The sequence below is a fragment of the Methylorubrum thiocyanatum genome (genome assembly GCA_014138645.1).
Taxonomy (GTDB): Bacteria; Pseudomonadota; Alphaproteobacteria; order Rhizobiales; family Beijerinckiaceae; genus Methylobacterium; species Methylobacterium thiocyanatum.
In genome coordinates this window covers 196,988-217,505 of the sequence record JACJIB010000004.1, presented here as the reverse complement: position 1 = coordinate 217,505, position 20,518 = coordinate 196,988, and the positions used below count along the sequence as shown (strand labels likewise).

Annotated in this window: 22 protein-coding genes; 8 read left to right on the top strand and 14 right to left on the bottom strand. The window is 71.8% G+C overall.

The genetic code is table 11. The features are described 5' to 3' along the window. On the top strand, window positions 1-330 hold the full coding sequence (locus HNR51_RS12275; RefSeq protein ID WP_012456382.1) for a lipid-A-disaccharide synthase N-terminal domain-containing protein: 330 nt from the start codon (window positions 1-3) through the stop codon (window positions 328-330). A gap of 15 nt (window positions 331-345) precedes the next feature. Beyond that, window positions 346-813 (top strand): DUF2721 domain-containing protein, encoded by a 468-nt coding sequence (locus HNR51_RS12270; RefSeq protein ID WP_182555117.1) that lies wholly within the window; start codon window positions 346-348, stop codon window positions 811-813. Here HNR51_RS12270 and HNR51_RS12265 read toward each other — a convergent pair whose 3' ends face one another. Genes HNR51_RS12265 through HNR51_RS12250 form a run of 4 tightly spaced genes read right to left on the bottom strand, consistent with a single transcriptional unit; the run spans window position 814 to window position 5,510 of the window. Next, window positions 814-2,325: a flavin-containing monooxygenase gene (locus tag HNR51_RS12265; protein WP_182555116.1), complete on the bottom strand. Its 1,512-nt coding sequence runs from the start codon at window positions 2,323-2,325 to the stop codon at window positions 814-816. It lies immediately after the preceding gene. Further along, entirely contained in the window at window positions 2,322-3,236 is a 915-nt protein-coding gene (locus tag HNR51_RS12260) for an alpha/beta hydrolase (protein ID WP_182555115.1), read from the bottom strand. Before HNR51_RS12260 ends, HNR51_RS12265 begins: the two co-directional genes overlap by 4 nt. A gap of 2 nt (window positions 3,237-3,238) precedes the next feature. Continuing rightward, complete coding sequence (locus HNR51_RS12255; RefSeq protein ID WP_182555114.1) at window positions 3,239-4,063, bottom strand: SDR family NAD(P)-dependent oxidoreductase; 825 nt, start codon at window positions 4,061-4,063, stop codon at window positions 3,239-3,241. 7 nt (window positions 4,064-4,070) lie between these two features. Then, the gene (locus HNR51_RS12250; RefSeq protein ID WP_182555356.1) at window positions 4,071-5,510 is read right to left on the bottom strand and encodes a protein adenylyltransferase SelO; all 1,440 of its coding nucleotides are present in this window, start codon (window positions 5,508-5,510) and stop codon (window positions 4,071-4,073) included. A gap of 204 nt (window positions 5,511-5,714) precedes the next feature. On the opposite strand from HNR51_RS12250, the gene HNR51_RS12245 reads away from it, so the two are divergent. From HNR51_RS12245 to HNR51_RS12230, 4 genes are all read left to right on the top strand, one after another. Then, complete coding sequence (locus tag HNR51_RS12245; protein ID WP_182555113.1) at window positions 5,715-6,647, top strand: DMT family transporter; 933 nt, start codon at window positions 5,715-5,717, stop codon at window positions 6,645-6,647. Between the two features lie 209 nt (window positions 6,648-6,856). Then, window positions 6,857-7,912 carry a sensor histidine kinase gene (locus HNR51_RS12240; protein ID WP_182555112.1) on the top strand — a complete coding sequence of 352 codons (1,056 nt, stop codon included), beginning with the start codon at window positions 6,857-6,859 and terminating at the stop codon, window positions 7,910-7,912. A gap of 443 nt (window positions 7,913-8,355) precedes the next feature. Continuing rightward, a complete protein-coding gene (locus HNR51_RS12235) occupies window positions 8,356-9,159 on the top strand; it encodes an SGNH/GDSL hydrolase family protein (RefSeq protein ID WP_141953619.1) in 804 nt (267 codons plus the stop codon). A 66-nt stretch (window positions 9,160-9,225) separates the two neighbouring features. After that, the gene (locus HNR51_RS12230) at window positions 9,226-9,618 is read left to right on the top strand and encodes a group III truncated hemoglobin (protein WP_182555111.1); all 393 of its coding nucleotides are present in this window, start codon (window positions 9,226-9,228) and stop codon (window positions 9,616-9,618) included. Between the two features lie 14 nt (window positions 9,619-9,632). Here the strand turns inward: HNR51_RS12230 and HNR51_RS12225 are convergent, their stop codons facing one another. Continuing rightward, the gene (locus HNR51_RS12225) at window positions 9,633-10,541 is read right to left on the bottom strand and encodes a LysR family transcriptional regulator (RefSeq protein ID WP_182555110.1); all 909 of its coding nucleotides are present in this window, start codon (window positions 10,539-10,541) and stop codon (window positions 9,633-9,635) included. A 92-nt stretch (window positions 10,542-10,633) separates the two neighbouring features. Here HNR51_RS12225 and HNR51_RS12220 point away from each other — a divergent pair, with 92 nt between their 5' ends. After that, the gene (locus tag HNR51_RS12220) at window positions 10,634-11,527 is read left to right on the top strand and encodes an aldo/keto reductase family oxidoreductase (protein WP_182555109.1); all 894 of its coding nucleotides are present in this window, start codon (window positions 10,634-10,636) and stop codon (window positions 11,525-11,527) included. Window positions 11,528-11,557: 30 nt separating this feature from the next. Here the strand turns inward: HNR51_RS12220 and HNR51_RS12215 are convergent, their stop codons facing one another. The 4 genes from HNR51_RS12215 to HNR51_RS12200 all read right to left on the bottom strand — a co-directional run bounded on the left by HNR51_RS12215 (window position 11,558) and on the right by HNR51_RS12200 (window position 15,310). Next, window positions 11,558-12,364, bottom strand: coding sequence for an MBL fold metallo-hydrolase (locus tag HNR51_RS12215; protein WP_182555108.1), 807 nt, complete (start codon window positions 12,362-12,364; stop codon window positions 11,558-11,560). A 16-nt stretch (window positions 12,365-12,380) separates the two neighbouring features. Then, a complete protein-coding gene (locus HNR51_RS12210) occupies window positions 12,381-13,178 on the bottom strand; it encodes a TatD family hydrolase (protein WP_141953622.1) in 798 nt (265 codons plus the stop codon). Between the two features lie 49 nt (window positions 13,179-13,227). Then, window positions 13,228-14,796, bottom strand: a complete 1,569-nt coding sequence (gene metG, locus HNR51_RS12205) for a methionine--tRNA ligase (RefSeq protein ID WP_012456397.1) — start codon at window positions 14,794-14,796, stop codon at window positions 13,228-13,230. A gap of 304 nt (window positions 14,797-15,100) precedes the next feature. Next, window positions 15,101-15,310, bottom strand: coding sequence for a hypothetical protein (locus tag HNR51_RS12200; RefSeq protein WP_141953626.1), 210 nt, complete (start codon window positions 15,308-15,310; stop codon window positions 15,101-15,103). 302 nt (window positions 15,311-15,612) lie between these two features. Between HNR51_RS12200 and HNR51_RS12195 the strand changes: the two genes are divergently transcribed. Beyond that, entirely contained in the window at window positions 15,613-15,813 is a 201-nt protein-coding gene (locus HNR51_RS12195; protein ID WP_012456399.1) for a hypothetical protein, read from the top strand. A 51-nt stretch (window positions 15,814-15,864) separates the two neighbouring features. Here the strand turns inward: HNR51_RS12195 and HNR51_RS12190 are convergent, their stop codons facing one another. The 5 genes from HNR51_RS12190 to HNR51_RS12170 are packed head-to-tail and all read right to left on the bottom strand — an operon-like array spanning window position 15,865 to window position 20,494. Beyond that, window positions 15,865-16,956 carry a DNA polymerase III subunit delta' gene (locus tag HNR51_RS12190; protein WP_182555107.1) on the bottom strand — a complete coding sequence of 364 codons (1,092 nt, stop codon included), beginning with the start codon at window positions 16,954-16,956 and terminating at the stop codon, window positions 15,865-15,867. Next, on the bottom strand, window positions 16,946-17,656 hold the full coding sequence (gene tmk / locus HNR51_RS12185; protein WP_182555106.1) for a dTMP kinase: 711 nt from the start codon (window positions 17,654-17,656) through the stop codon (window positions 16,946-16,948). The genes HNR51_RS12190 and tmk overlap by 11 nt, the downstream gene beginning before the upstream one ends. A 41-nt stretch (window positions 17,657-17,697) precedes the next feature. After that, entirely contained in the window at window positions 17,698-18,474 is a 777-nt protein-coding gene (locus tag HNR51_RS12180) for an ABC transporter permease subunit (protein ID WP_012456402.1), read from the bottom strand. Continuing rightward, window positions 18,471-19,418 (bottom strand): ABC transporter permease, encoded by a 948-nt coding sequence (locus HNR51_RS12175; protein WP_182555105.1) that lies wholly within the window; start codon window positions 19,416-19,418, stop codon window positions 18,471-18,473. Before HNR51_RS12175 ends, HNR51_RS12180 begins: the two co-directional genes overlap by 4 nt. After that, window positions 19,415-20,494: an ABC transporter ATP-binding protein gene (locus HNR51_RS12170; protein WP_182555104.1), complete on the bottom strand. Its 1,080-nt coding sequence runs from the start codon at window positions 20,492-20,494 to the stop codon at window positions 19,415-19,417. Before HNR51_RS12170 ends, HNR51_RS12175 begins: the two co-directional genes overlap by 4 nt. Window positions 20,495-20,518 lie beyond the last annotated feature (24 nt).

Here is a 20,518-nt window from a genome sequence, read left to right as displayed (position 1 = left end):
ATGCTGATCCAGCTCGCCGAGGACCTCCCGGCCTATTTCTACGACGTGTTCGTCACCCGCTTCGATTTCTGGCTGGTGTTCGGCATCGCCGCCCAGCTCGTCTTCGGCTCACGCTTCATCCTGCAGTGGATCGCCAGCGAGCGGGCGGGCAAGAGCGTGATGCCGCTCTCGTTCTGGTTCCTGTCGATCGCGGGCGGGCTGATGACCCTGGTCTACGGCTTCGTGCGCCGGGAGCCGGTGATCATCATCGGGCAGGGGCTCTCCACCTTCATCTACCTGCGCAACCTCGCCCTGATCTTCCGCGAGCGGCGGCGCGCCCGCAGGGCCTGAGGCGAGCCCGACGGCATGTTCCAGACCGCGCCGGGCGATCCCGACAGCATCGCCCACATCATCCAGGTGGCGCTCGCCCCCGCCTTCCTGCTCTCGGCGCTGGCGACCCTGCTCAACGTGTTCTCGACGCGCCTCGGCCGCGTCGCCGACAAGGTCGATGCCCTCTCGGCCACCCTGCCCGGCGCGGACGGGGAGGCGCGGGCGACGCTCGACCGGCGCCTCGCCTATCTGCGTCGGCGCTCGCTCCTGCTCGACCTCGCCGTGGTGCTGGCGAGCTTGGGCGGCGTGATGACGGGGGCCGCCGTGCTGACCCTGTTCGTCGGCGCGCTCCGGGACGCGTCGGCGGCCTCCGTGCTGTTCGCCTGCTTCGGCCTTGCGCTCGTCTGCACCATCCTGGCGATCCTGGCCTTTCTCGCGGAGATTCTTCTGGCCGGCCGGGGCGTGCGCCTGGAGGTCGAGCGCAAGCGGGATAAGGCGGGATAGTCAGGGTTTCGAAAGGGCGGGCCCTTTCGCAGGGGCAGGGCGGAGCCCTGGAGAACCGACGAAGTCGTAGTCTTCCGCCCGCAGCCGCGCAGTCCCGCGGACATAATCGCCCACGCTGCCGGGCCAGAGGGTGCGGTTGCGGCCCGCGCGGTCGAGATACCAGCTGCCGCAGCCGCCGCGCGTCCAGATGCTGTCCCGCATCCGCGCATCGACCTCGGCGCGGAAGCGCGCCTGCGCCTGCGGGCGCACCTCCAGCACACCGCCGGGATGGCCCCGCAGGCGCTGCAGCGCGTCGAGCACGTGGGCGACCTGGGCCTCGACCATCAGCAGGACCGAGTTGTGGCCGAGCCCGGTATTGGGGCCGAGCAGCAGGAAGAAGTTCGGGAAGCCCGCGACCGAGACGCCCCGGAACGCATCGGCGCCGTCCTTCCACGCCTGCAGCAGGCTCACGCCGTCGCGCCCGATCACCTCGGTGCGCAGCAGGCTGCCGCCGGGGGAGAAGCCGGTGGCGAAGATCAGCACGTCGAGCGGATGCTCGGCGCCGTCCGCGGTGACGATGCCGTGGGGCAGCACCGCGCGGATCGGCGCGGTGACGAGGCTCGCATGGGGACGGGCGAGGGCGGGATAGTACGCGTCGGAGAGCAGCACCCGCTTGCAGCCGAGGCGGTAATCGGGCGTCAGCTTCCTGCGCAACTCCGGGTCGGAGACCGAGGCGGCGAGGTGCCGGCGGGCCAGTCCCTCAGCCAGGGCGGTCACGCGCGAGACGCGGGTGAAGCCGGCGAGCGCCGCGACCTCGCGGCGCCAGAACAGCGAGGCGCGGTAGAGCCGGCGCAGGGGGCCGAGCCGCATGAGGCGTCGGCGCGCGTCTCCGACGAGGCGGTCGCCGCGGGGCAGGATCCAGGGGGCCGAGCGCTGGAACTGGGTGAGGTGGGCGACGCGGCCGACGATCTCCGGCACGAACTGCACCGCACTCGCCCCTGTACCGATCACGCCGACGCGCTTGGCCCTCAGGTCGCAGGCGTGATCCCAGGCCGCGGAGTGGAAGGCGGTGCCGGAGAAGCCGTCCAGGCCGGGGATGCGGGGCACGGACGGGTGATGCAGGGCGCCCATCGCCCCCACCAGCACCCGGGCCGAGAGCGTCCCCTTGTCGGTCTCGACCCGCCACAGGCCCGCCGCCGCGTCGAACACGGCGCGCTCCACGCGGGTCTCCAGGCGCAGGAACGGCGCGAGGCCGTGCCCGGCGACGAGCCCTTCGAGATAGCTCTTGATCTCGGCCTGGGGCGCGAACAGGCGCGACCAGTCGGATTTCGGGGCGAAGGAAAGGGAGTAGAGCTGCGAGGGCACGTCGCAGGCCGCACCCGGATAGGTGTTCGCCCGCCACGTGCCGCCGATGCCCGCGGCCTTCTCCAGCACGAGGAGGCGGTCGATCCCCGCCTGTCGCGCGCGGATCGCCATGGCGAGGCCGGAAAAGCCCGCACCGACGATGATGAGGTCGAGGGGCGCCTCGCTCACGCCGCCGCCTCCGCTCCGGGATGGGAGCCCGCCTCCAAGGCGCGGCGCAGGAAGAGAGCTGCGCCATCGAGGGAGCTTCGCGCCTCCGGCAGAAAGCTCTCGGCGAGCTGCCAGGCATGCGCCACCACGGGGAACACCGTGAGATCGACCGGCACGCCCGCGGCCCGCGCCTTGTCGGCGAGCCGCAGGGAATCGTCGCGCAGGATCTCGCGCGCTCCGACGTGGATGAGCAGCGGCGGAAACCCAAAAAAGTCCGCCTCGATCGGCGAGGCGCGCGGATCGGCGGGGTCGGCCCCCGCAAGGTAGGCCGGCACGAGCCGCATCAGCGATTCGGGGCGGAACATCGCGTCGCGGCGCCCATTCGTGCGGAACGAGGCGCTGCGGCCGATCAGGTCGGTGGCCGGCGAGAACAGCGCCGCCGCCGCGGGCGGAGGCAGGCCGAGGCGGCGCGCTTCGATGATCGTGGTGAGCGCCAGGGTGCCGCCCGCGGAATCCCCGGCGACGACCGCCGGCCCGGCTCCCGCGAGCGCGGCCCAGACCGCGCTGCAATCCTCGATCGCGGCCGGGAAGGGATGCTCCGGCGCCAGCCGGTAATCCGGCGTGAACACCCGGAAGCCGGCCCTGGCGAAGCGGCCGGTGACCGGGCGGTAGACCTGCGCCGAACAGGCGATGAAGCCGCCGCCGTGAAGGTAGAGCAGGGTGGGGCGCTCGCCCGCCGTCCCTGCCGCCTGCGCCCATTCGCCGGGCACGCCGCCGACCTCGCCGGGGGTGAAGGCGACGCCGGGCGGCTCCGGGAACCGGGCGCTCTCGAAGGCGCGACGGATCGCAAGCACATCGAGGGTCTTGCCGAGCCGGCGCTTCACCGCGAGACGGATGGCGAGATCGTAGAGGTGGGCACGCAGGCTCGCCATGGTCATGTGTCCCGAACGGCGCGGCGGATCAGCGACCAGTAGCGCACCGGCATCAGCCGCTGGACCAAGAGGGCGCGGCGGGCATCGGCTCCGATCACGACCCGGGGCGCCCGCGCCTCGATCCCGCGCAGGATCGCCGCGGCCGCGGTCTCCGGGCGCAGGGTCAGCAGGCGCTCGAAGGCGGCCAGCCCCGCGGCGGCCTCCCGCGGATCCATGGAGCGCGGTGTGCGGGCGTTGCGGGCGATGGCGGTGGCGACCCCGCCCGGATGCACCAGGGTGACGCCGAGCCCGGTGCCCTCGACCTCGTGGCGCAGGGCCTCGGTGAAGCCGCGCACGGCGAACTTGCTTGCCGCGTAGGCTGCCTGCCCCGCCGGCGCGATGATGCCGAACACGCTCGACAGGTTGACGATCTGCGCCTGCGGTTCGGCCCGCAGCAGCGGCAGGCAGGCATGGGTCAGCCGCATCACCGCGTGCAGGTTCACGTCCATCAGCCAGTCGATATCGGCGGGATCGGTCTCCTCGAACCGGCCGCCGAGCGCCACGCCGGCATTGTTGACGAGAAGCTGCAGGCCGCCATGACGGGACCGGACCGCCTCCGGCAGCGCAAGGAGCGCCGCCCGGTCGGCGAGGTCGAGGACGTGCTCGCTGACTGCGACGCCGGAGGCGCGGGCGGCCCGCGCCGTTTCGGCGAGGCCCTGCGCGTCCCGGTCGGCGAGCGCGAGGGCGCAGCCGCGGCCGGCCAGCGCGAGGCTCAAGGCCGCGCCGATGCCGCTCGCGGCCCCCGTGACGAGGGCGGTTCGGCCCCGCAGGACGAAGCGCTGAGCCATGTCCGCCTCAGGTCTCCGGGGGGAGGGGACGCGTGCCGGTGGCCTCGGCCATCGCCTCGACCTCGGCCAGCTTGGCATGGACCGCCGACCAGTCGTCGGCCTCAGCGATCGGCGCCCAGAGCGCCTCGACCTCGTCGATCAGCATCGTGCAGGGCTTTTCGCGGGCGAAGTAGGGGTGGTCAAGCTTGGCCTCGGCCGCGGGGCGCATCGCCTGGAGCGCGGCGTGGACCGGGCGGAAGGCGTCGCTGGCGTAGTGCTCGCCCGCCGGGCTGCGCGCCGCGCGGGGCTCGCTCGCCAGCCCGCCGCGCCAGTCGAAGAACACCTGCTCGAACGGGGCGCGGCTCTTCTCCAGGAAGGCCCAGAACGCGCCGACCAGCCGGTGGACCGCGCCCTCGCCCTCCCCTTGGACGGGAGTGACGCCGAGGCGGAACAGGATCGCCTCGGCGAAGGCGTCCTGCAGCGCCGGGCCGAAGGTCTTGAGCCCCGCTTCCAACCGCTCCTTCGGCACGAGGCCGAGCAGGCAGTCGGCCAGCCGACTCAGGTTCCAGAACAGGGCCTCGGGTTGGCGGCCGAAGCTGTAGAGGCCCCATTCGTCGAAATAGGCGGCGGTGAAGGCCGGATCGTGCACGGGGGCAAAGCGCCACGGGCCGTAATCGAAGCTCTCGCCGGTGACGTTGATGTTGTCGGTGTTGAGCACGCCGTGGACGAAGCCCGCGGCCATCCATTGCGCGCCCATCCGCGCCACCCGTGCCGTCATCGCCTCGAAGAACAGCGCCGCCCGCTCGGCTCCGTCCGCGGCCCGGATGCCGGGATAGTAGGTCTCGACCACGTAATCGACGAGGCGGGCGATGGCCTCGGGCTGTTCGAGGAACAGGAAGCGCTGGAAGGTGCCGATGCGCAGGTGCGAATGCGAGAGCCGCACCAGCACCGCCGAGCGGGTCGGGGAGGGCTCGTCGCCCCGTTCCAGCGCCTCGCCGGTCTCAATCAGGCTGAAGGTTTTCGAGGTCTCGACGCCGAGTGCCTCCAGCATGGCGGTGGCGAGCACCTCGCGCACCCCGCCCTTCAGGGTGAGCCGCCCGTCCGCCCCGCGCGAGTACGGCGTGGTGCCGCTGCCCTTGGTGCCGAGATCGAGCAGCCGCCCGTCGCGCAGGTCGTGGAGTTGCGCGAACAGGAAGCCGCGCCCGTCGCCGAGATCGGGATTGTAGGAGCGGAACTGATGGCCGTGGTAGCGCAGGGCCAGGGGCCGCTCGAACGAGCCGGGCAGGGGGGTGAAGCGCGCGAAATGCGCGATCCAGGCCTCGTCCGACAGGTCGCCGAGCCCGATCCGCCGCGCCCAGGCCTGGTTGCGGTAGCGCAGGATCGCCGACGGGAAGGCGGCCGGCGCCACGACGTCGGAGTAATCGGGGCCGAGATCGGCGTGGCGGCGCGAGGGTCGATGGGCGGGCAGGGGAGCGGCTCCTGAGCGGCGGGAGGAGTCGGGCAGGCGAGGGGAGACGTCAAGCCGACGAAAGGGTGAACCCGTCGGCGGGGAGGGGCGATCCCAACACGAAATGGCGGCACGGAATGCCTGCCGTGCCCTCCCCTGGCTATCCCGCGCCCGGCACGGCATGGCATCGGACCTAAAACGAGGCCCGAGCACGGATCGTCCCGCTTGACCCAAGGCACCCCCGGCGCCCGCGCCTCCGCAGCGGCCTACCCGCTTCTGACGCTGACCACGTTGCTGTGGGCGGGCAACACCGTGGCCGGCAAATGGGCGGTCGGGGCGGTCTCGCCGCAGGTGCTGACCACCCTGCGCTGGGCCTTCGCCTTCACGGTGCTGCTCGTGGTGGCGCGCCGCGCGATCCTGGCGGATCGGGACCGGCTGCTGCAGCGCTGGCCCTACCTGTTCCTGATGGGCGCCTGCGGCTTCACGGTCTTCGCGAGCCTGTTCTACGCCGCCGGCATCTATACCAGCGCGGTCAACGTCGCCCTGATCCAGGGGGCGATCCCGGTCTTCGTCATGGTGCTGAACTTCGCCGTGCGCCGGGTGCCGGTGCGGGCCGGGCAGGTGCTGGGCGCCGCCGTCACCCTTCTGGGCGTCGCCGTGGCGACGACCCACGGCGATCTCGCGGTGCTGGCCCATCTCGGGCTCAATCGCGGCGATGGGCTGATGCTCGCCGCGAGCTTGGTCTATGCCGGCTACACCGTGGCGCTCGCCGGGCGTCCCGCGGTCTCGGGGCTCGCCTTCTTCACCGCTTTGGCGCTGGCCGCCTTCCTCACCTCGCTGCCGCCGCTGGCCGCCGAATGGACCCTCGGCCACTCGATCTGGCCCAAGAGCGCGACGGCCTGGGCGATCGTCGCCTTCGTCGCGCTCGGACCTTCGCTGCTGGCGCAGCTCTCCTTCATCCGCGGGGTCGAGCTGATCGGCCCGAACCGGGCCGGGCTGTTCGTGAACCTCGTGCCGGTCTTCGGCGCCGGCCTCGCCGTGCTGCTGGCGGGCGAGCCCTTCGGCGGGGCGGAGACGCTGGCGCTCCTCCTCGTCCTCGGCGGCATCCTCATCGCCGAAACCGCCGGGCGGCGCGCGGCAAGGTCCGGGAACCGTTGAGCGAAGAGTGGGACAAGGACGGTGAGGGGTGAGGGCAGGGCGCTGCGTCATCCTCGACCCGGTGCCGGTACGGATGCGGGCCGTCGTCTCATCGGCCATTGCATGGCCGACCGGCGCAAAAACCATGCGCCGCGGTGGGTAAGACACAGATCGGGCCTGAAAACCGTCTAATGTTCGTCCGAATCACATTTCGGATCTTTCCCAGCCCGATGTCATCCCCCCTCGCCCCCCGGCCACGGGCCTCTGCCCCTGCCGCCGGCCGGCTGCCCGTGCCGCCATGGTTCGGCGACATCGCCGCCCTGGGCGCGACGGGGATGGCCATCGCCCTGCGCCAAGCCCTGGACGACGTGCTGCCGCCGGGCTTCCCGTTCCTGACCTTCTTCCCCGCGGTGATCCTGACGACGTTCTTCTTCGGGCTGCGGCCGGGAATCCTCTGCGCGGCGCTCTCGGGGCTTGCCGCGTGGTACTTCTTCATCGGGCAGGCCGACACGTTCCTGCTGGACGCGCCGACGGGGCTGGCGCTCGGCTTCTACGCCTTCATCGTCACGGTCGACATCGCGCTCATCCACCTGATGCGGGTGGCGGGCGAGCGCCTGAGCGCGGAGCGGGCGGTGAGCGCCGAACTCTATGAGCAGCAGCGCACCATGTTCCAGGAGCTGCAGCACCGGGTCGCCAACAACATGCAGTTCGTGGCGGCCCTCCTCGCCCTGCAGAAGCGCAAGGTCGCCGAGAATCCGCAGGCGGCCATCAGCGTCTTCGACGAAGCGCAGACCCGGCTGGAGACGATCGCGCGCATCCATCGCCGCCTCTACGACCCGGCGCGGGCCGACCAGCCCATCGGCCAGTACCTTCAGGAACTCTGCTCCGACCTGCTCGACGCCACGGGCGCGCGCAACATCGTCTGCCTCGTGGACGTGCCCCCGGTGCGCCTCGACCTTCCTCGCCTGACGACCCTGTCGCTCCTCGTGGTCGAGGTGGTGACGAACGCGCTCAAGCACGCCTTTCGCGAGAGCGAGCGCGGCACCATCACCATCCGGCTCGAGGCCCTCGCGGCGGGGCAGGCCGCCCTCAGCATCGCCGATGACGGGCCGGGCATCCCCGCAAGCTTCGATCCGGCCCGCAGCCGCAGCCTCGGCTTCCGGATCGTTCAGGGGCTCGCCACCCAGCTCGACGGCACGCTGACCTACGCCAACGACGGCGGCACGGTGGTGCGCCTCGTCTTCGCCACCAGCTCCACGCCGGCTCCCATGCCCGCCGCAGCCTGACCGGACGGGCCAGTCCGTACGGGCTCAGTCCGTCAGCCCGACTTGAACGCAGATCGCGGCTGAGCCGGCGAAGGGCAGGGGCATGGCCGAGGTCGCGAAGCGCCGCGAGGATGGGCGGGGCGCTGGTTTCGCGATGAATGCACACGAAGGCTCCGGCGAGCCGTCGGTCAGATCGTCCGGCCGCCGCACCAAAGCTGTTCGCATAAGATATATTATGGAACCATGGGATGGATGTGGGACGCCCTGGAGGCATCTGTTAACCATAAGGGCCCGGCTTTTTCCGGTTTTCGGCAGTCCGGCGCCGATCCGGCATACGCCTCGGAGATCGGTGTCCGTGCGGGTCCAGCTGACACCGATCCCGAGGGCGTCCCTCGCAATCGTCACAATCTTCGGGCACCAGCCGAAGGCATCGGGAAACAGTATCGGCTGCCAGACGTTCCGCCATGTTGATCCGCCCGCTCTCCGGCCTGATCCTCGCCACTGCCCTCGCCGGCCCGCTCGGGGCTTCCGGCGCCCGGGCGCAGCCCGACGCGCCGCCGGTCACGGCTCCCCAGAAGCCGGCATCCGTCGAGCGCCTGCCCGCGAAGCTCGCTCGTCTCGCCTCGATGCTCGGGCGGGATGGCGACGTGCGGATCGTGGCCTTCGGCTCCTCCTCGACGGAAGGGGCGGGTGCCTCGTCGCCGGCCATGGCCTACCCTGCCCTGCTGGAGCGCGACCTCGAGGAGCGCCTCCAGATCGGGGCGTCGAGCCGCCGCTCGATCACCGTGATCAACCGTGGCAAGGGCGGCGACACCTCGGAGGCGATGGCGCGGCGCCTTGAGCGCGACGTGCTCGCCGAGCGGCCCGATCTCGTGGTCTGGCAGACCGGCAGCAACGATCCGCTCGCGGGCGTGCCGCTGGAGCGCTTCGTCGAGCTGACCCGTGCGGGCATCCTGGCGATCCGCGCCACGGGCGCCGACGTGGTGCTGATGGACCAGCAATGGTGCAGCAAGCTCTCCGGCGCCGCCGGGGCCGAGCGCTATGGCGAGGCCCTGCACGCGCTCGCGGCCGAGCTTGGCGTGCCGGTGATCCGACGCCGGGCCATGATGCAGGCCTGGGTCTCGCACGGCCTGATGACCCCGGCCCAGATGATCGGTCCCGACGGCCTGCACATGACCGATGCCGGCTACCGCCAGCTCGCCAAGGCGGCCGCCGCTCAGATCCTCGTCGGTGCCGGCCTGATCCAGCCCTCGCTCGCCCGGAACTGACCGGGGCAGGGGTGGCTTTCGCAACCATGAAGCCCCCTCCCCGCCGAGCCCCATGAAGCAGGCTGAATGAAGCAGGCCGAACTGACCGAGGCGGCGCTCGCCGTCTTCCTCGACGCGTTCTACGCCCGGGTGCGCCGCGATCCGCTGATCGGTCCCGTGTTCGCGGAAAAAATCCCGGACGAGGCGTGGCCGCGCCATCTCGCCACGATCCGTGATTTCTGGTCCTCGGTGCTGCTGAAGACCGGCCGCTACAAGGGCAACCCGTTCGGCCGGCATCTCGGCATCGCGGGGATCGCGCCGCCGCATTTCGCCCGCTGGCTCGGCCTGTTCGAGGAGACGGCTGCCGAGGTGTTCACCCCCGCGATCGCGGCGGAGATCGTCGAGCGGGCGCATCGCATCGGCGACAGCCTCAAGGCCGGGCTGTTTTTCCGGCCGGAGATGCGGAGCGTGCGGGCCTGAGGCCCGCGAGGCCGTCACGGCGAGCGGCGCTGCCGGCCGATGAAATCGACGAAGGCGCGCAGCGGCGCGGGAAGGTAGCGGCGGCCGGAATAGTACAGGAACGGACCGGAAAACCGCGGCCACCAGGGCTCCAGAACCGGTTCCAGGGCGCCGCTGTCGAGATGCGGCCGGAGCCAGTCCTCGAACAGGGTGATGATGCCGACACCGGCCACCGCCGCGTCGACCGCGAGATCGCTGGCCGTACCGACCCGCACGACCAGGGGGCCGCTCGGATCGACGCGCACGACCTCCCCGTCCCGCTCGAACTCCCAGGCCAAAGCCGCGCCGCTCGCGAACCGGCCGCCGATGCAGGCATGGTCCAGAAGCGCGCGCGGATGTTCCGGGCGACCGTGCCGGTCGAGATAGGCCGGCGCCGCGGCCGTGGCGAAGCGCTGCTCGCGCGGGCCGATCGGGACCGCGATCATGTCCTGCTCGAGGCGCTCGTCGTAGCGGATCCCGGCATCGCAGCCCGCCGCCAGCACATCGACGAAGCTGTCCTCCGCGATCACGTCGAGGCGGATGTCCGGATAGGCGGCCAGGAACGGCGGCACGATCGCGGGCAGCACCAGCCGCGCCGCACTGACCGGTACATTGAGTCGAAGCGTGCCGGCCGGGCGGTCGCGGAAGCCGTTGACGACGTCGAGCGCCGCCTCGACCTCGCCCAGCGCCGGCGTCAGGCGCTCCAGGAGACGCTGACCGGCCTCGGTCGGGGCGACGCTGCGCGTGGTGCGGTTGAGCAGCCGGACCCCGAGCCGGTGCTCCAGCCGGCGCACGGCCTCGCTGAGGCCGGACGCGCTCAGGCCGCTGGCCCGGGCGCCGTCGCGAAAGCCGCCCGCCTCCGCCACGGCGACGAAGGCGGCCAAGTCACCGAGATCCCCCGCCACTGTCCGCCTCGCCGCACAGCCCGTACCGATTGAGACGTATTATCGCGCAGGCCGGCGGCGTCTAGGTCATGGGCCTCTACAGGAGAGACGCCATGACAGACCCCCTGACAGACCTCGACCGAGCCGGCAGCTATGCCCTGGGCGACCGCCGCGTGAAGCGCCTCGGCTACGGCGCGATGCAATTGGCCGGGCCGCACGTCTTCGGCCCGCCGAAGGACCGGAACCGCGCCCTCGCCGTCCTGCGCGCGGCGGTCGCGGGCGGCGTGAACCACATCGACACGAGCGACTTCTACGGACCGCACGTCACCAACCAGATCATCCGCGAGGCGCTGCATCCCTATCCGGACGATCTCGTCATCGTCACCAAGGTCGGCGCGAAGCGCGGAGCGGACGCCTCGTGGAAACCGGCCTTCTCGGCAGAGGCCCTGACCCGTGCGGTCCACGACAACCTGCGCCATCTCGGCCTCGACGCCCTCGATGTCGTCAACCTGCGCGTCATGTTCGACGTGCACGGGCCGGCGGAGGGATCGATCGAGGCGCCTCTGACCGTGCTGGCCGACCTGCAGCGGCAGGGGCTCGTGCGCCGGATCGGCCTCAGCAACGTGACGGCGCGGCAGGTCGCCGAGGGCCGCTCGATCGCCGAGATCGTCTGCGTGCAGAACGCCTACAATCTCGCGCACCGGGCGGACGACGCGCTCATCAACGCGCTGGCCGACGCCGGCATCGCCTACGTGCCGTTCTTTCCCCTCGGCGGTTTCAGCCCGCTGCAATCGACAACGCTGTCCGAGGTCGCGAGAAGGCTCGGCGCGACGCCGATGCAGGTGGCGCTCGCCTGGCTGCTGCGCCGTGCGCCCAACATCCTGCTCATCCCCGGCACCTCGTCCGTCGAGCACCTGCACGAGAACATGGCCGCCGCCGGCCTGACGCTGCCGGACGCGGCGATGGCGGAACTCGACCGGATCGCGACTCCCGCGGGCGGGGGCTGATCCGACCTGCGCGGGGTCGGGAGAGCGAGGTCAGAGATCGACCGTCGCCGTCAGCCCGTCATAGGCCGGCACCACGCCCGGCGGCAGCTTTCCGGCGAGCGTCGCGTAGTCGAGGTCGGTGTGGAGGTTCGTCAGGATGGCGCGGCGCGGCGCCACCTCCTCGATCAGGGCGAGCGCATCCGAGACCGAGTAGTGCGACGGGTGAGGGGTCTCGCGCAGCGCATCGATGATGAGAAGGTCGAGGCCGTGCAGGCGGGCCTTGGCCGCCTCGGGCATCAGGCTCACGTCCGGCGCGTAGGCGGCGGGGCCGAAGCGGAAGCCGTGGGCGATCTCGTTGCCGTGCTCCATGCGGAAGGCTTCCGCGGCGACCGGGCCGCCCGCGCCGTCGATGGACAGCACCTCGCCCTCCCGCATCTCGTGCAGGTCGAGGATCGGCGGGTAGGCGCTGCCCGGCGGCGTCTCGAAGGCGTAGCCGAAGCGCTTGATCAGCATCGTGCGGGTGAGGGGATCGGCATGGACCGGGATGCGCCGGTGCATGTGGATCACGAGGGGGCGCACGTCGTCGATGCCGTGGGTGTGGTCGGCATGGGCGTGGGTGTAGAGCAGGGCGTCGAGGCGGGTGACGCCGGCATCGATGAGCTGCTCGCGCAGGTCGGGCGAGGTGTCCACCAGCACCGTGGTGGCGCCCCCTCCCCCATCCCGCCGCTCCACCAGGAGCGAGCAGCGGCGGCGGCGGTTGCGCGGCTCGGCCGGGTCGCAAGCGCCCCAGCCGTAGCCGACCCGCGGCACGCCGCCGGAGGAGCCGCAGCCGAGGATGCGCAGGCTCAGGCTCGGCATGCGCCCTCCCCCATTCTCATGCGGCGATTCCCTCGATCGCGGCGGCCTTCGAGAACAGCCGGTAGAAGTTCGCCGTCGTGCGTGCGGAAAAATCCTCGAAGGGCAGGCCGAGCGCCTTGGCCAGCACCCGGGCGGTGTCGGCGGTGTAGGCCGGCTCGCAGCGCTTCCCCCGGTGCGGCTCGGGCGCGAGGAACGGCGCGTCGGTCTCGACCAGGATGCGGTCGAGGGGCACGCTGCGGGCGATGTCGCGCAGGGCGTCCGAGCGGCGGAAGGTGACGATGCCGGAGAACGAGACCGACAGGCCGAGTTCGACCCCGACTTCGGCGAGCCGCGCGCCGGACGAGAAGCAGTGCAGCACCGCCTTGAACGGGCGTCGCGCCATCTCGTCGGTGAGCACCGCTTCCATATGCGCGTCGGCGTCGCGGGAATGGATCACCAGCGGCAGGTCCGAGAGACGGGCGGCCTCGATATGCGCGCGCAGCACCCGCTCCTGCACCGCCTCCGGCGCGGCGTCCTCGTAATGGTAGTCGAGCCCCGCCTCGCCGATGCCGACGCAGCGCGGTGTGCCGGCGAGCGCAGCGATCGTGTCGGCGGGCACGTCCGGCTCCTCGGCGGCGCCGTGCGGGTGGGTGCCCACCGTGTACCAGACCGCCTCATGCGCCTCGGCGAGCGCGCGGTAGCTGTCGGCCTTGGCGACGCGGGTGGAGATGGTGAGCAGGCGCGTCACGCCCGCATCCCGGGCGCGGGCGATGACGCCCGGGATGTCCTGCGCGAAGTCCGGGAAGTCGAGGTGGCAGTGGCTGTCGACCAGCATGGTCTCTTCGAGGCGGTCAAGCGGGGGGAGGGAGCCGGGGCGGCAGCCGTCAGGCCGTCGCCTCCGGCCGCTCGAAGCGGGGGAAGATCGGGGCCGGGGCGGGCAGCGCCGTGCCGCCCTGCAGGCGGTGGTCCTCGCCGGCAAAGGCGAAGCTGCGCCGGTCCACCGGCACGGCGAGCAGGTCGAGCAGCGCGGCGCCCGCCGTCGGCACGAAGGGCTGCACCATCAGGCCGACCCGGCGCAGGGTCTCGACCGTGACGTAGAGCACCGTGTTCATCCGCGCCGGATCGCTCTTGCGCAGCTTCCACGGCTCCTCGGAGGCGAAGTAGCGGTTGGCCTCGCCGACCACGGCCCAGATCTCGGCCAGGATCGCGTGCAGGGCGAGGTTCTGCATCAGCCCCCTCGCCTTCTCCGGCAGCGCGGCGGCGGCGGCGAGCAGGCGTGCGTCGGCCTCGGTGAAGTCACCCGGCTCGGGCACGGCGCCGTCGCAGTTCTTGGCGATCATCGACAGCGAGCGCTGGGCGAGATTGCCGAGATCGTTGGCGAGGTCCGCGTTGATGCGGTTGATGATCGCCTCGTGGTCGTAATTGCCGTCGCCGCCGAAGGGCGCCTCGCGCAGGAGGAAGTAGCGCACCGGATCGACGCCGTAGGTGCCGACGAGATCGAGCGGATCGACCACGTTGCCGAGCGACTTCGACATCTTCTCGCCGCGGCTCAGGAAGAAGCCGTGGCCGAACACGCGCTTGGGCAGCGGCAGCCCCGCCGACATCAGGAAGGCCGGCCAGTAGACCGCGTGGAAGCGGACGATGTCCTTGCCGATGATGTGGAGCGACGCCGGCCAGAACCGGGCGTTGGGCGCCCCCGCATCGGGAAAGCCCGTCACGGTCAGGTAGTTGGTGAGCGCATCGACCCAGACATACATGACGTGGCCCGGCCGGTCGGGCACCGGCACGCCCCAGTCGAAGGTGGTGCGGCTGATCGAGAGATCCTTGAGGCCGGAGCGCACGAAGCTCGCGACCTCGTTCATCCGCGTCTCGGGCGCCAGGAAGTCCGGCTGCTCCGCGTAGAGCTTGAGCAGGGGTTCCTGGTACTTGGACAGGCGGAAGAGGTAGTTCTCCTCCTCCATCCACTCGACCGGCGTGTCGGTCTTGGCCGAGCGGCGGCTGCCGTCGGGCGCGAGCACGGTCTCGGCCTCGTCGTAATAGGCCTCGTCGCGCACCGAGTACCAGCCGGCATACTTGGCGAGGTAGATGTCGCCGTTGGCCTCCATGCGCCGCCACAGCTCCTGCGCCGCAGCGTAATGGTCGGGCTCCGTGGTGCGGATGAAGCGGTCGTAGGCGCAGTCGAGCCGGTCGGCCACCGCCTTGAAGCGCCCGGCCATGTCGTCGACGAAGGCGCGCGGCGTCACCCCGGCCTTGGCCGCCGTCTGCTGGATCTTGAGGCCGTGCTCGTCGGTGCCGGTGGTGAACAGCACCTCGCGCCCGTCGAGGCGGTGGAAGCGGGCGATGGCGTCGGTGGCGATCACCTCGTAGGCGTGGCCGATATGCGGCGCGCCGTTGGGGTAGGAGATCGCCGTGGTGATGAGGAAGGGCTCGTTCGCCTTCTCGCTCGCGCTCACGTCAGAAGATGTCCCGGATGCGATGGGTCGGTCGGACTGAATGCTCTCATCGAACGCCCGCCACGCCGTCGCGGCCGGAACGGGCGCCGTGCGTGATCGGGAGGCTTGCGAGGCACTCGGACATGCCTTGTGGCGCGCAACGTCCCGCGACGCAACCGGACCACGGGCGCGAGGGATACCCGCACGGGGCACCGGCAAGTCGGTCGCAAGCCGGTCGCCAGACGTCGGCCCCGAACGCGAAAAGGCCCTGCCAGGAGCTGGCAGGGCCTTTCATCGGACAGCGTGCGCGTGGTGCGCAGGGCGCTCAGGCGGCGCGGCGGGCGGCCAGAACCGAGGCGTTCTCGTTGCCGACCCGGACGGCGCCGCGGGTCGCGGGCGTCGCGTCGGCAACGGCCGCGAACTCACCGGCGGACAGCGTGCCGGTCTTCGGGCCCAGGCGGTCGGCCAGGAAGGCGACCAGAGCGATGTTGATGGCACCGGCAGCGATGACGGCGGCGAGAACCAGAGAGATCATGATGGGCGTCCCGTGCGGTGTGTTGCGTTGCAGCGTATGTGCCATCACGCAGCCCGCTTTGGTATACCACGTGCCAGATGCCAGTCATTCGCTGGACGCATGCGCAAGCGGGGATAGGCCCTGAGACCCGACTTAAATGCAATATGGTTCCAATCAATGTGGCAATAAGCTCTATTTTGCATGGACACGGGAACGGTGATCTGATTAATCCTTCCTCGTCGCGCCGCGAGTGAAGGCCAAGGCTTCGGCATCGATGCCAAGCTTTCGCTGCGGATGCCCGCCACTTCAAGGAAAGTCTTCCGATGTCCGTTGCCAAGGCTCGCGAGTCTTCTGAGCAGTGGATCGAGCTGCCGGAGCCGGATCTTGATCGCTACTTCATGCGGTCGCGTCCCAAGGCTGCCAACGACAACCGCCGGATGCTGCCGGAAGTCTTCCGCGCCGTGCAGCTCGGCGCGTGCGTGGCCCTGATCGGCGCCGTCACCCTCATCGGCGCGCTCGTCTGACGCTCGTCGGGCGGCCGGCTCTCCTTCCGAGCCGTCCCTCGCCCGAGCCCGCTACGGCGAGCTTGTCCCGGCCGCCTCCGCCAGGTCCCGGAAGGCGGCAAGCACCAGCGGGCGGCGGTCGAGGTTGTAGATCGCGGCCTCGCGGGCCGCGGCGGCGATGCGCTCGGCCGCTTCCACCAGGGCCAGCAATCGGGCCGGGCCTTCCCCCTGTCGCCGGTCGATCTCGGCGGCGACGTGGCGCTGGATCGCATCGAGGGCAGTGGCCAGCAGCTTCTCGGCGTCGCGCCCGGCCAGCGTTTCCGCGAGCTTGAGCACGCGCCGTCCATCGGGCTCGGGCAGGTCGGCGAGGAGCGCCGAGACCTCCGCCTCGACGGCGGCGGTGGCGGGGTCGAGCAGCGCCACCGCGCGGGCGACGGAGCCCTCGCTGAGCGCACAGGCCCGCTCCAGCGCCGCCGCGTCGGGCCGGACGAAGGGCGGCGGAAAGGCTTCGATGATCGCGCGCACGTCGGAGGCGGCAAGCGGGCGCAGCGCCAGAGCACGGCAGCGGGAGCGGATCGTCGGCAGCAGGCGGCCCGGCGCGTGGGAGACGATGAGGAAGATCGCCCGCGGCGGCGGCTCCTCGATCATCTTCAGCAGCGCGTTGGCGCTGTTGGCGTTGAGATCCTCGGCGCTGTCGACGATGCAGACGCGCCAGCCCCCCTCCCCACCCGCGGTGGTCCCGAACAGGGCGAGCGCCTCGCGGGCGGCATCGACCGAGATACGGGTCGGCAGCGTCTTGGCGCCCGGCGCCTGGACGCGGCGGAGCGCTATGAGGTTCGGATGCGACAGCGCCGCCACCTGCCGCGATGCCGGGTGATCCTCGGGCACGTCGAGAGAATCGGGGGAGGGGAGCGTGCGCGGATCGGCCACGAGCCGACGGGCCACCCGGTAGGCCAGCGTCGCCTTGCCGATGCCCTGGGGACCGCCGATCAGCCACGCGTGATGGAGCCGCCCGGAGGCGAGCGCGGCGGCGAAGGCGGTCTCGGCGTGCGACTGGCCGAGGAGGCGGGTCTGCTCGCGCGGGCGCGGCACATGGCCGAGATCGCCCGCCTCGGCCTCGGTGCGCGCGACCTCGCGGGCGGCGCGGGCGGGATCAGGCGGCATGGTCGTGGCCCTCCCCCGCCGCCGCAGACAGAAGATCCGGCCGCCATGCCGCGACGGCCGCGCGGATGGCGGCTTCCACCGCATCGGGGCCGAGATCCGCGTCGATGATCCGGCAGCGCTCCGGCTCGGCCTCGGCGATGGCGCGGAAGGCGGCCCGCAGGCGCTGATGGAACCGCATGCCCTCCGCCTCGAAGCGGTCGGCGGGTTCGCCCCCGCCGCGGCTTTGCGCCCGGGCGAGCCCGGCCTCGGGCGGCAGGTCGAGGATCAGGGTGAGGTCGGGGCGCAGATCCCCGAGCGTCACCCGCTCCAGGCTCGCGATCAACTCCGGTTCCAGGCCCCCGGCCGCGCCCTGATAGGCGCGGGTCGAATCGGAGAAGCGGTCGCACAGCACGATCGCGCCGCGGGCGAGCGCCGGCCGGATCCGATTCTCGATGTGATCGATGCGGGCGGCGGCGAACATCAGCGCCTCGGCGAAAGGCCCGTAGGGCTTGGCCACGCCCCGCAGCAGAGCCGCGCGCAGCGCCTCGGCGCGGGGCGTGCCGCCGGGCTCGCGGGTGGTCACGACCTCGCGCCCGCCTCCTTCGCGCCCGCCTCCCTCGTCGCGCAGGGTCGCGGCGAGGCGCGCGATCTGGGTGGACTTGCCCGCCCCCTCCCCGCCCTCGAAGGTGATGAAGACGCCCCGGGGCGCATCGCTCGACATCGGGCGGGGCTAGCACACTGGGGAGCGGGGCGCGACCACGGCTAGACCGCCGCCCCTTTTCGCCCCGTCAGCCAGGAGGCGGTCAGCACCACGAGGCCGACGGCGGCGATCAGCAGGGTCGAGGCGGCGTTGATCTCCGGATTCACCCCGAGGCGGACCTGGCTGTAGATCCGCATCGGCAGGGTCGTGGCGCCGGGGCCGGAGACGAAGCTCGCGATCACGAGGTCGTCGAGCGACAGGGTGAAAGCGAGGAGGAATCCGGCCGCGACCGAGGGCGCGATCAGCGGCAGGGTGATGCCGAAGAACACGCGGGCCGGCGCCGCGCCGAGATCGGCGGCGGCCTCCTCCAGGGAACGGTCGAGCCCCTTCAGGCGGGCGCCCACCACCACCGCGACGAAGCCCGTGGCGAAGGTCGCGTGTGCGATGACGAGGGTCGCGATACCCCGGTCCAGCCCGATGCCGACGAAGAGCAGCAGCAGCGACAGGCCGGTGATGACTTCCGGCATCACCATCGGCGCGTAGAGCAGCCCGGTATAGGCGCCGCGCCCGCGGAAGCGCCCGTGCCGGTCGAGCGCCAGCGCCGCGCAGGTGCCGAGCACACCGGCGATGGTGGCCGAGAGCGCGGCGACCTTGAGCGAGACGAGCGCTGCGGCGATCAGCGGGCCGTCCCGGAACAGCACCCCGTACCACTGGGTGGAGAACCCGCCCCAGACGGTCACGAGCTTCGAGGCGTTGAAGGAATAGACGACCAGGACCGCGATCGGCACATAGAGGAAGGCCAGCGCCAGACTCAGCGCGATGCGGGCGAAGAGACTCATCGCGTGGCCTCCTCGCGGCGCAGCTCCGCCTCGCGGAACAGCACCACGGGGCCGACGACGAGAATCAGCAGCAGCACCGCCACGGCCGAGGCGAGCGGCCAGTCGCGGTTGGAGAAGAACTCGCTCCACAGCACGCGCCCGAGCATCAGCGTGTCCGAGCCGCCCAGCAGGTCGGGGATGATGAACTCGCCGACCATCGGGATGAAGCAGAGCAACGCCCCTGCGGCGAGGCCGGGCAGGCTCAGCGGCAGGGTGATCGTGAAGAAGGCCCGCGCCCGCGACGCGCCGAGATCGGCCGCGGCTTCCGTCAGCGACGGGTCGAGCCGGCTCATCACCGCGTAGAGCGGCAGCACCATGAAGGGCAGGTAGGCGTAGGTGAGCCCGATCAGCACGCCGCAGGGGCTGTCGAGGATCGGCAACGGCGCGGCGATCAGCCCGAGCTTCAGGAGGCCCGCGTTGAGCAGCCCCTCGGGTTTCAGGATCGCGATCCAGGCGTAGACGCGGATGAGAAAGCTCGTCCAGAACGGCACGATGACGAGCGCCACCAGGATCGGCTGCCAGCGCGCCGAGGCGCGGGCCATGGCATAGGCGGTCGGCGTCCCGATCAGGACGAGGATCGCGGTGGCGAGCGCGGCGTAGCTCAGCGAGGACAGGGCGGCGTCGCGGTAGAGCGCGTCGGCCGCGATCATCTGGTAGTTCTGGAAGTCGAGCGCCTCGAAGAATTCGCGCCAGCCCTCCAGGCCGCCATCCCATTCGAGCACCGGCAGGTAGGGCGGCTGGGCGGTGGCCGGCGAGGAGAAGCTGATCTTCAGCGTCACCGCGAAGGGCACGAGGAAGAACAGCGCGAGCCACAGCAGCGGCAGGCCGCGCACGAGGCCGCGGCCCAGGCGCTGGGACAGGCGCTGCGAAGGGGCGCGCGCAGGGGACCACGCTTGGCCGCTCATGCCGGCAGGATCCGGGCGGATTCCGGCGGCACCGCGACGGTGACGCCCTGCCCCACGGACAAGGCGGGCCCGGCCGCCGGCAGGGGCGCGGAGGCGCGCAGGACCGAGCCGTTGGCCATCTCGACGCGGTAGCGGATGCGGTCGCCGAGGAACGTCGCCTCGGCCAGCGTTCCGGGCAGCCCCGCCCCGGCCCCGCTCACGATCAGCCGCTCGGGGCGCACCGCGACCACGACCGGGTTGCCCGCCGCGCCCTCCCCCCTCGCGCGCAGGAAGCCCAGGGCCGTCTCGACGCTGCGCAGGTCGCCGGGCTCCGCCCGCCCGAGGCGGCCGTCGATCAGGTTCACGTCGCCGAGCAGCCCGGCGACGTAGCGGCTCGCCGGGCGCTCGTAGAGGTCGCGGGGCGGCCCCACCTGCACGAGGCGCCCGCGCTCCATCACGCCGATCCGATCGGCGAGCGCCATCGCCTCCGCGGCGTCGTGGGTGACGACGACGAAGCTCGTGCCGAGCCGCCGCTGGATGGCCCGCAACTCGCCTTGGGTCTCCTCGCGCAGGGCCCGGTCCAGCGCCCCGAGGGGCTCGTCGAGGAGGAGGAGGCGCGGCTCGCGGGCCAGCGCCCGGGCCAGCGCCACGCGCTGGCGCTGGCCGCCGGAGAGCTTGTCGGGGCGGCGCGCCTCGAAGCCTTCGAGGCGCACGAGCCGCAGTAGCGCCTTCACCCGCTCGGCGCTCTGCGCCCGGCTCAGACCCAGGCCCTTGAGCCCGTAGGCGAGGTTGGCGGCCACGCTCATATGCGGGAACAGGGCGTAGGACTGGAACATCATGTTGACCGGCCGCCGATGCGGCGGCAGCGCGGTCAGGTCGGTGTCGCCGAGCCGGATCGTGCCGGAATCCGGTGTCTCGAACCCGGCCACCATCCGCAGCAGGGTGCTCTTGCCGCAACCGGACGGCCCGAGCAGGCAGAAGAACTCGCCGCCCGCGAGATCGAGGGAGACGGCATCGACGGCCGTGTGCGCGGAGAAGCGCTTGGTGACCCGCTCCAGGCGGAGCCCCTGTTCCGGATGGACGGTGTTCGCGTGCACGATCGATCTTCGGACCGGCGTCGC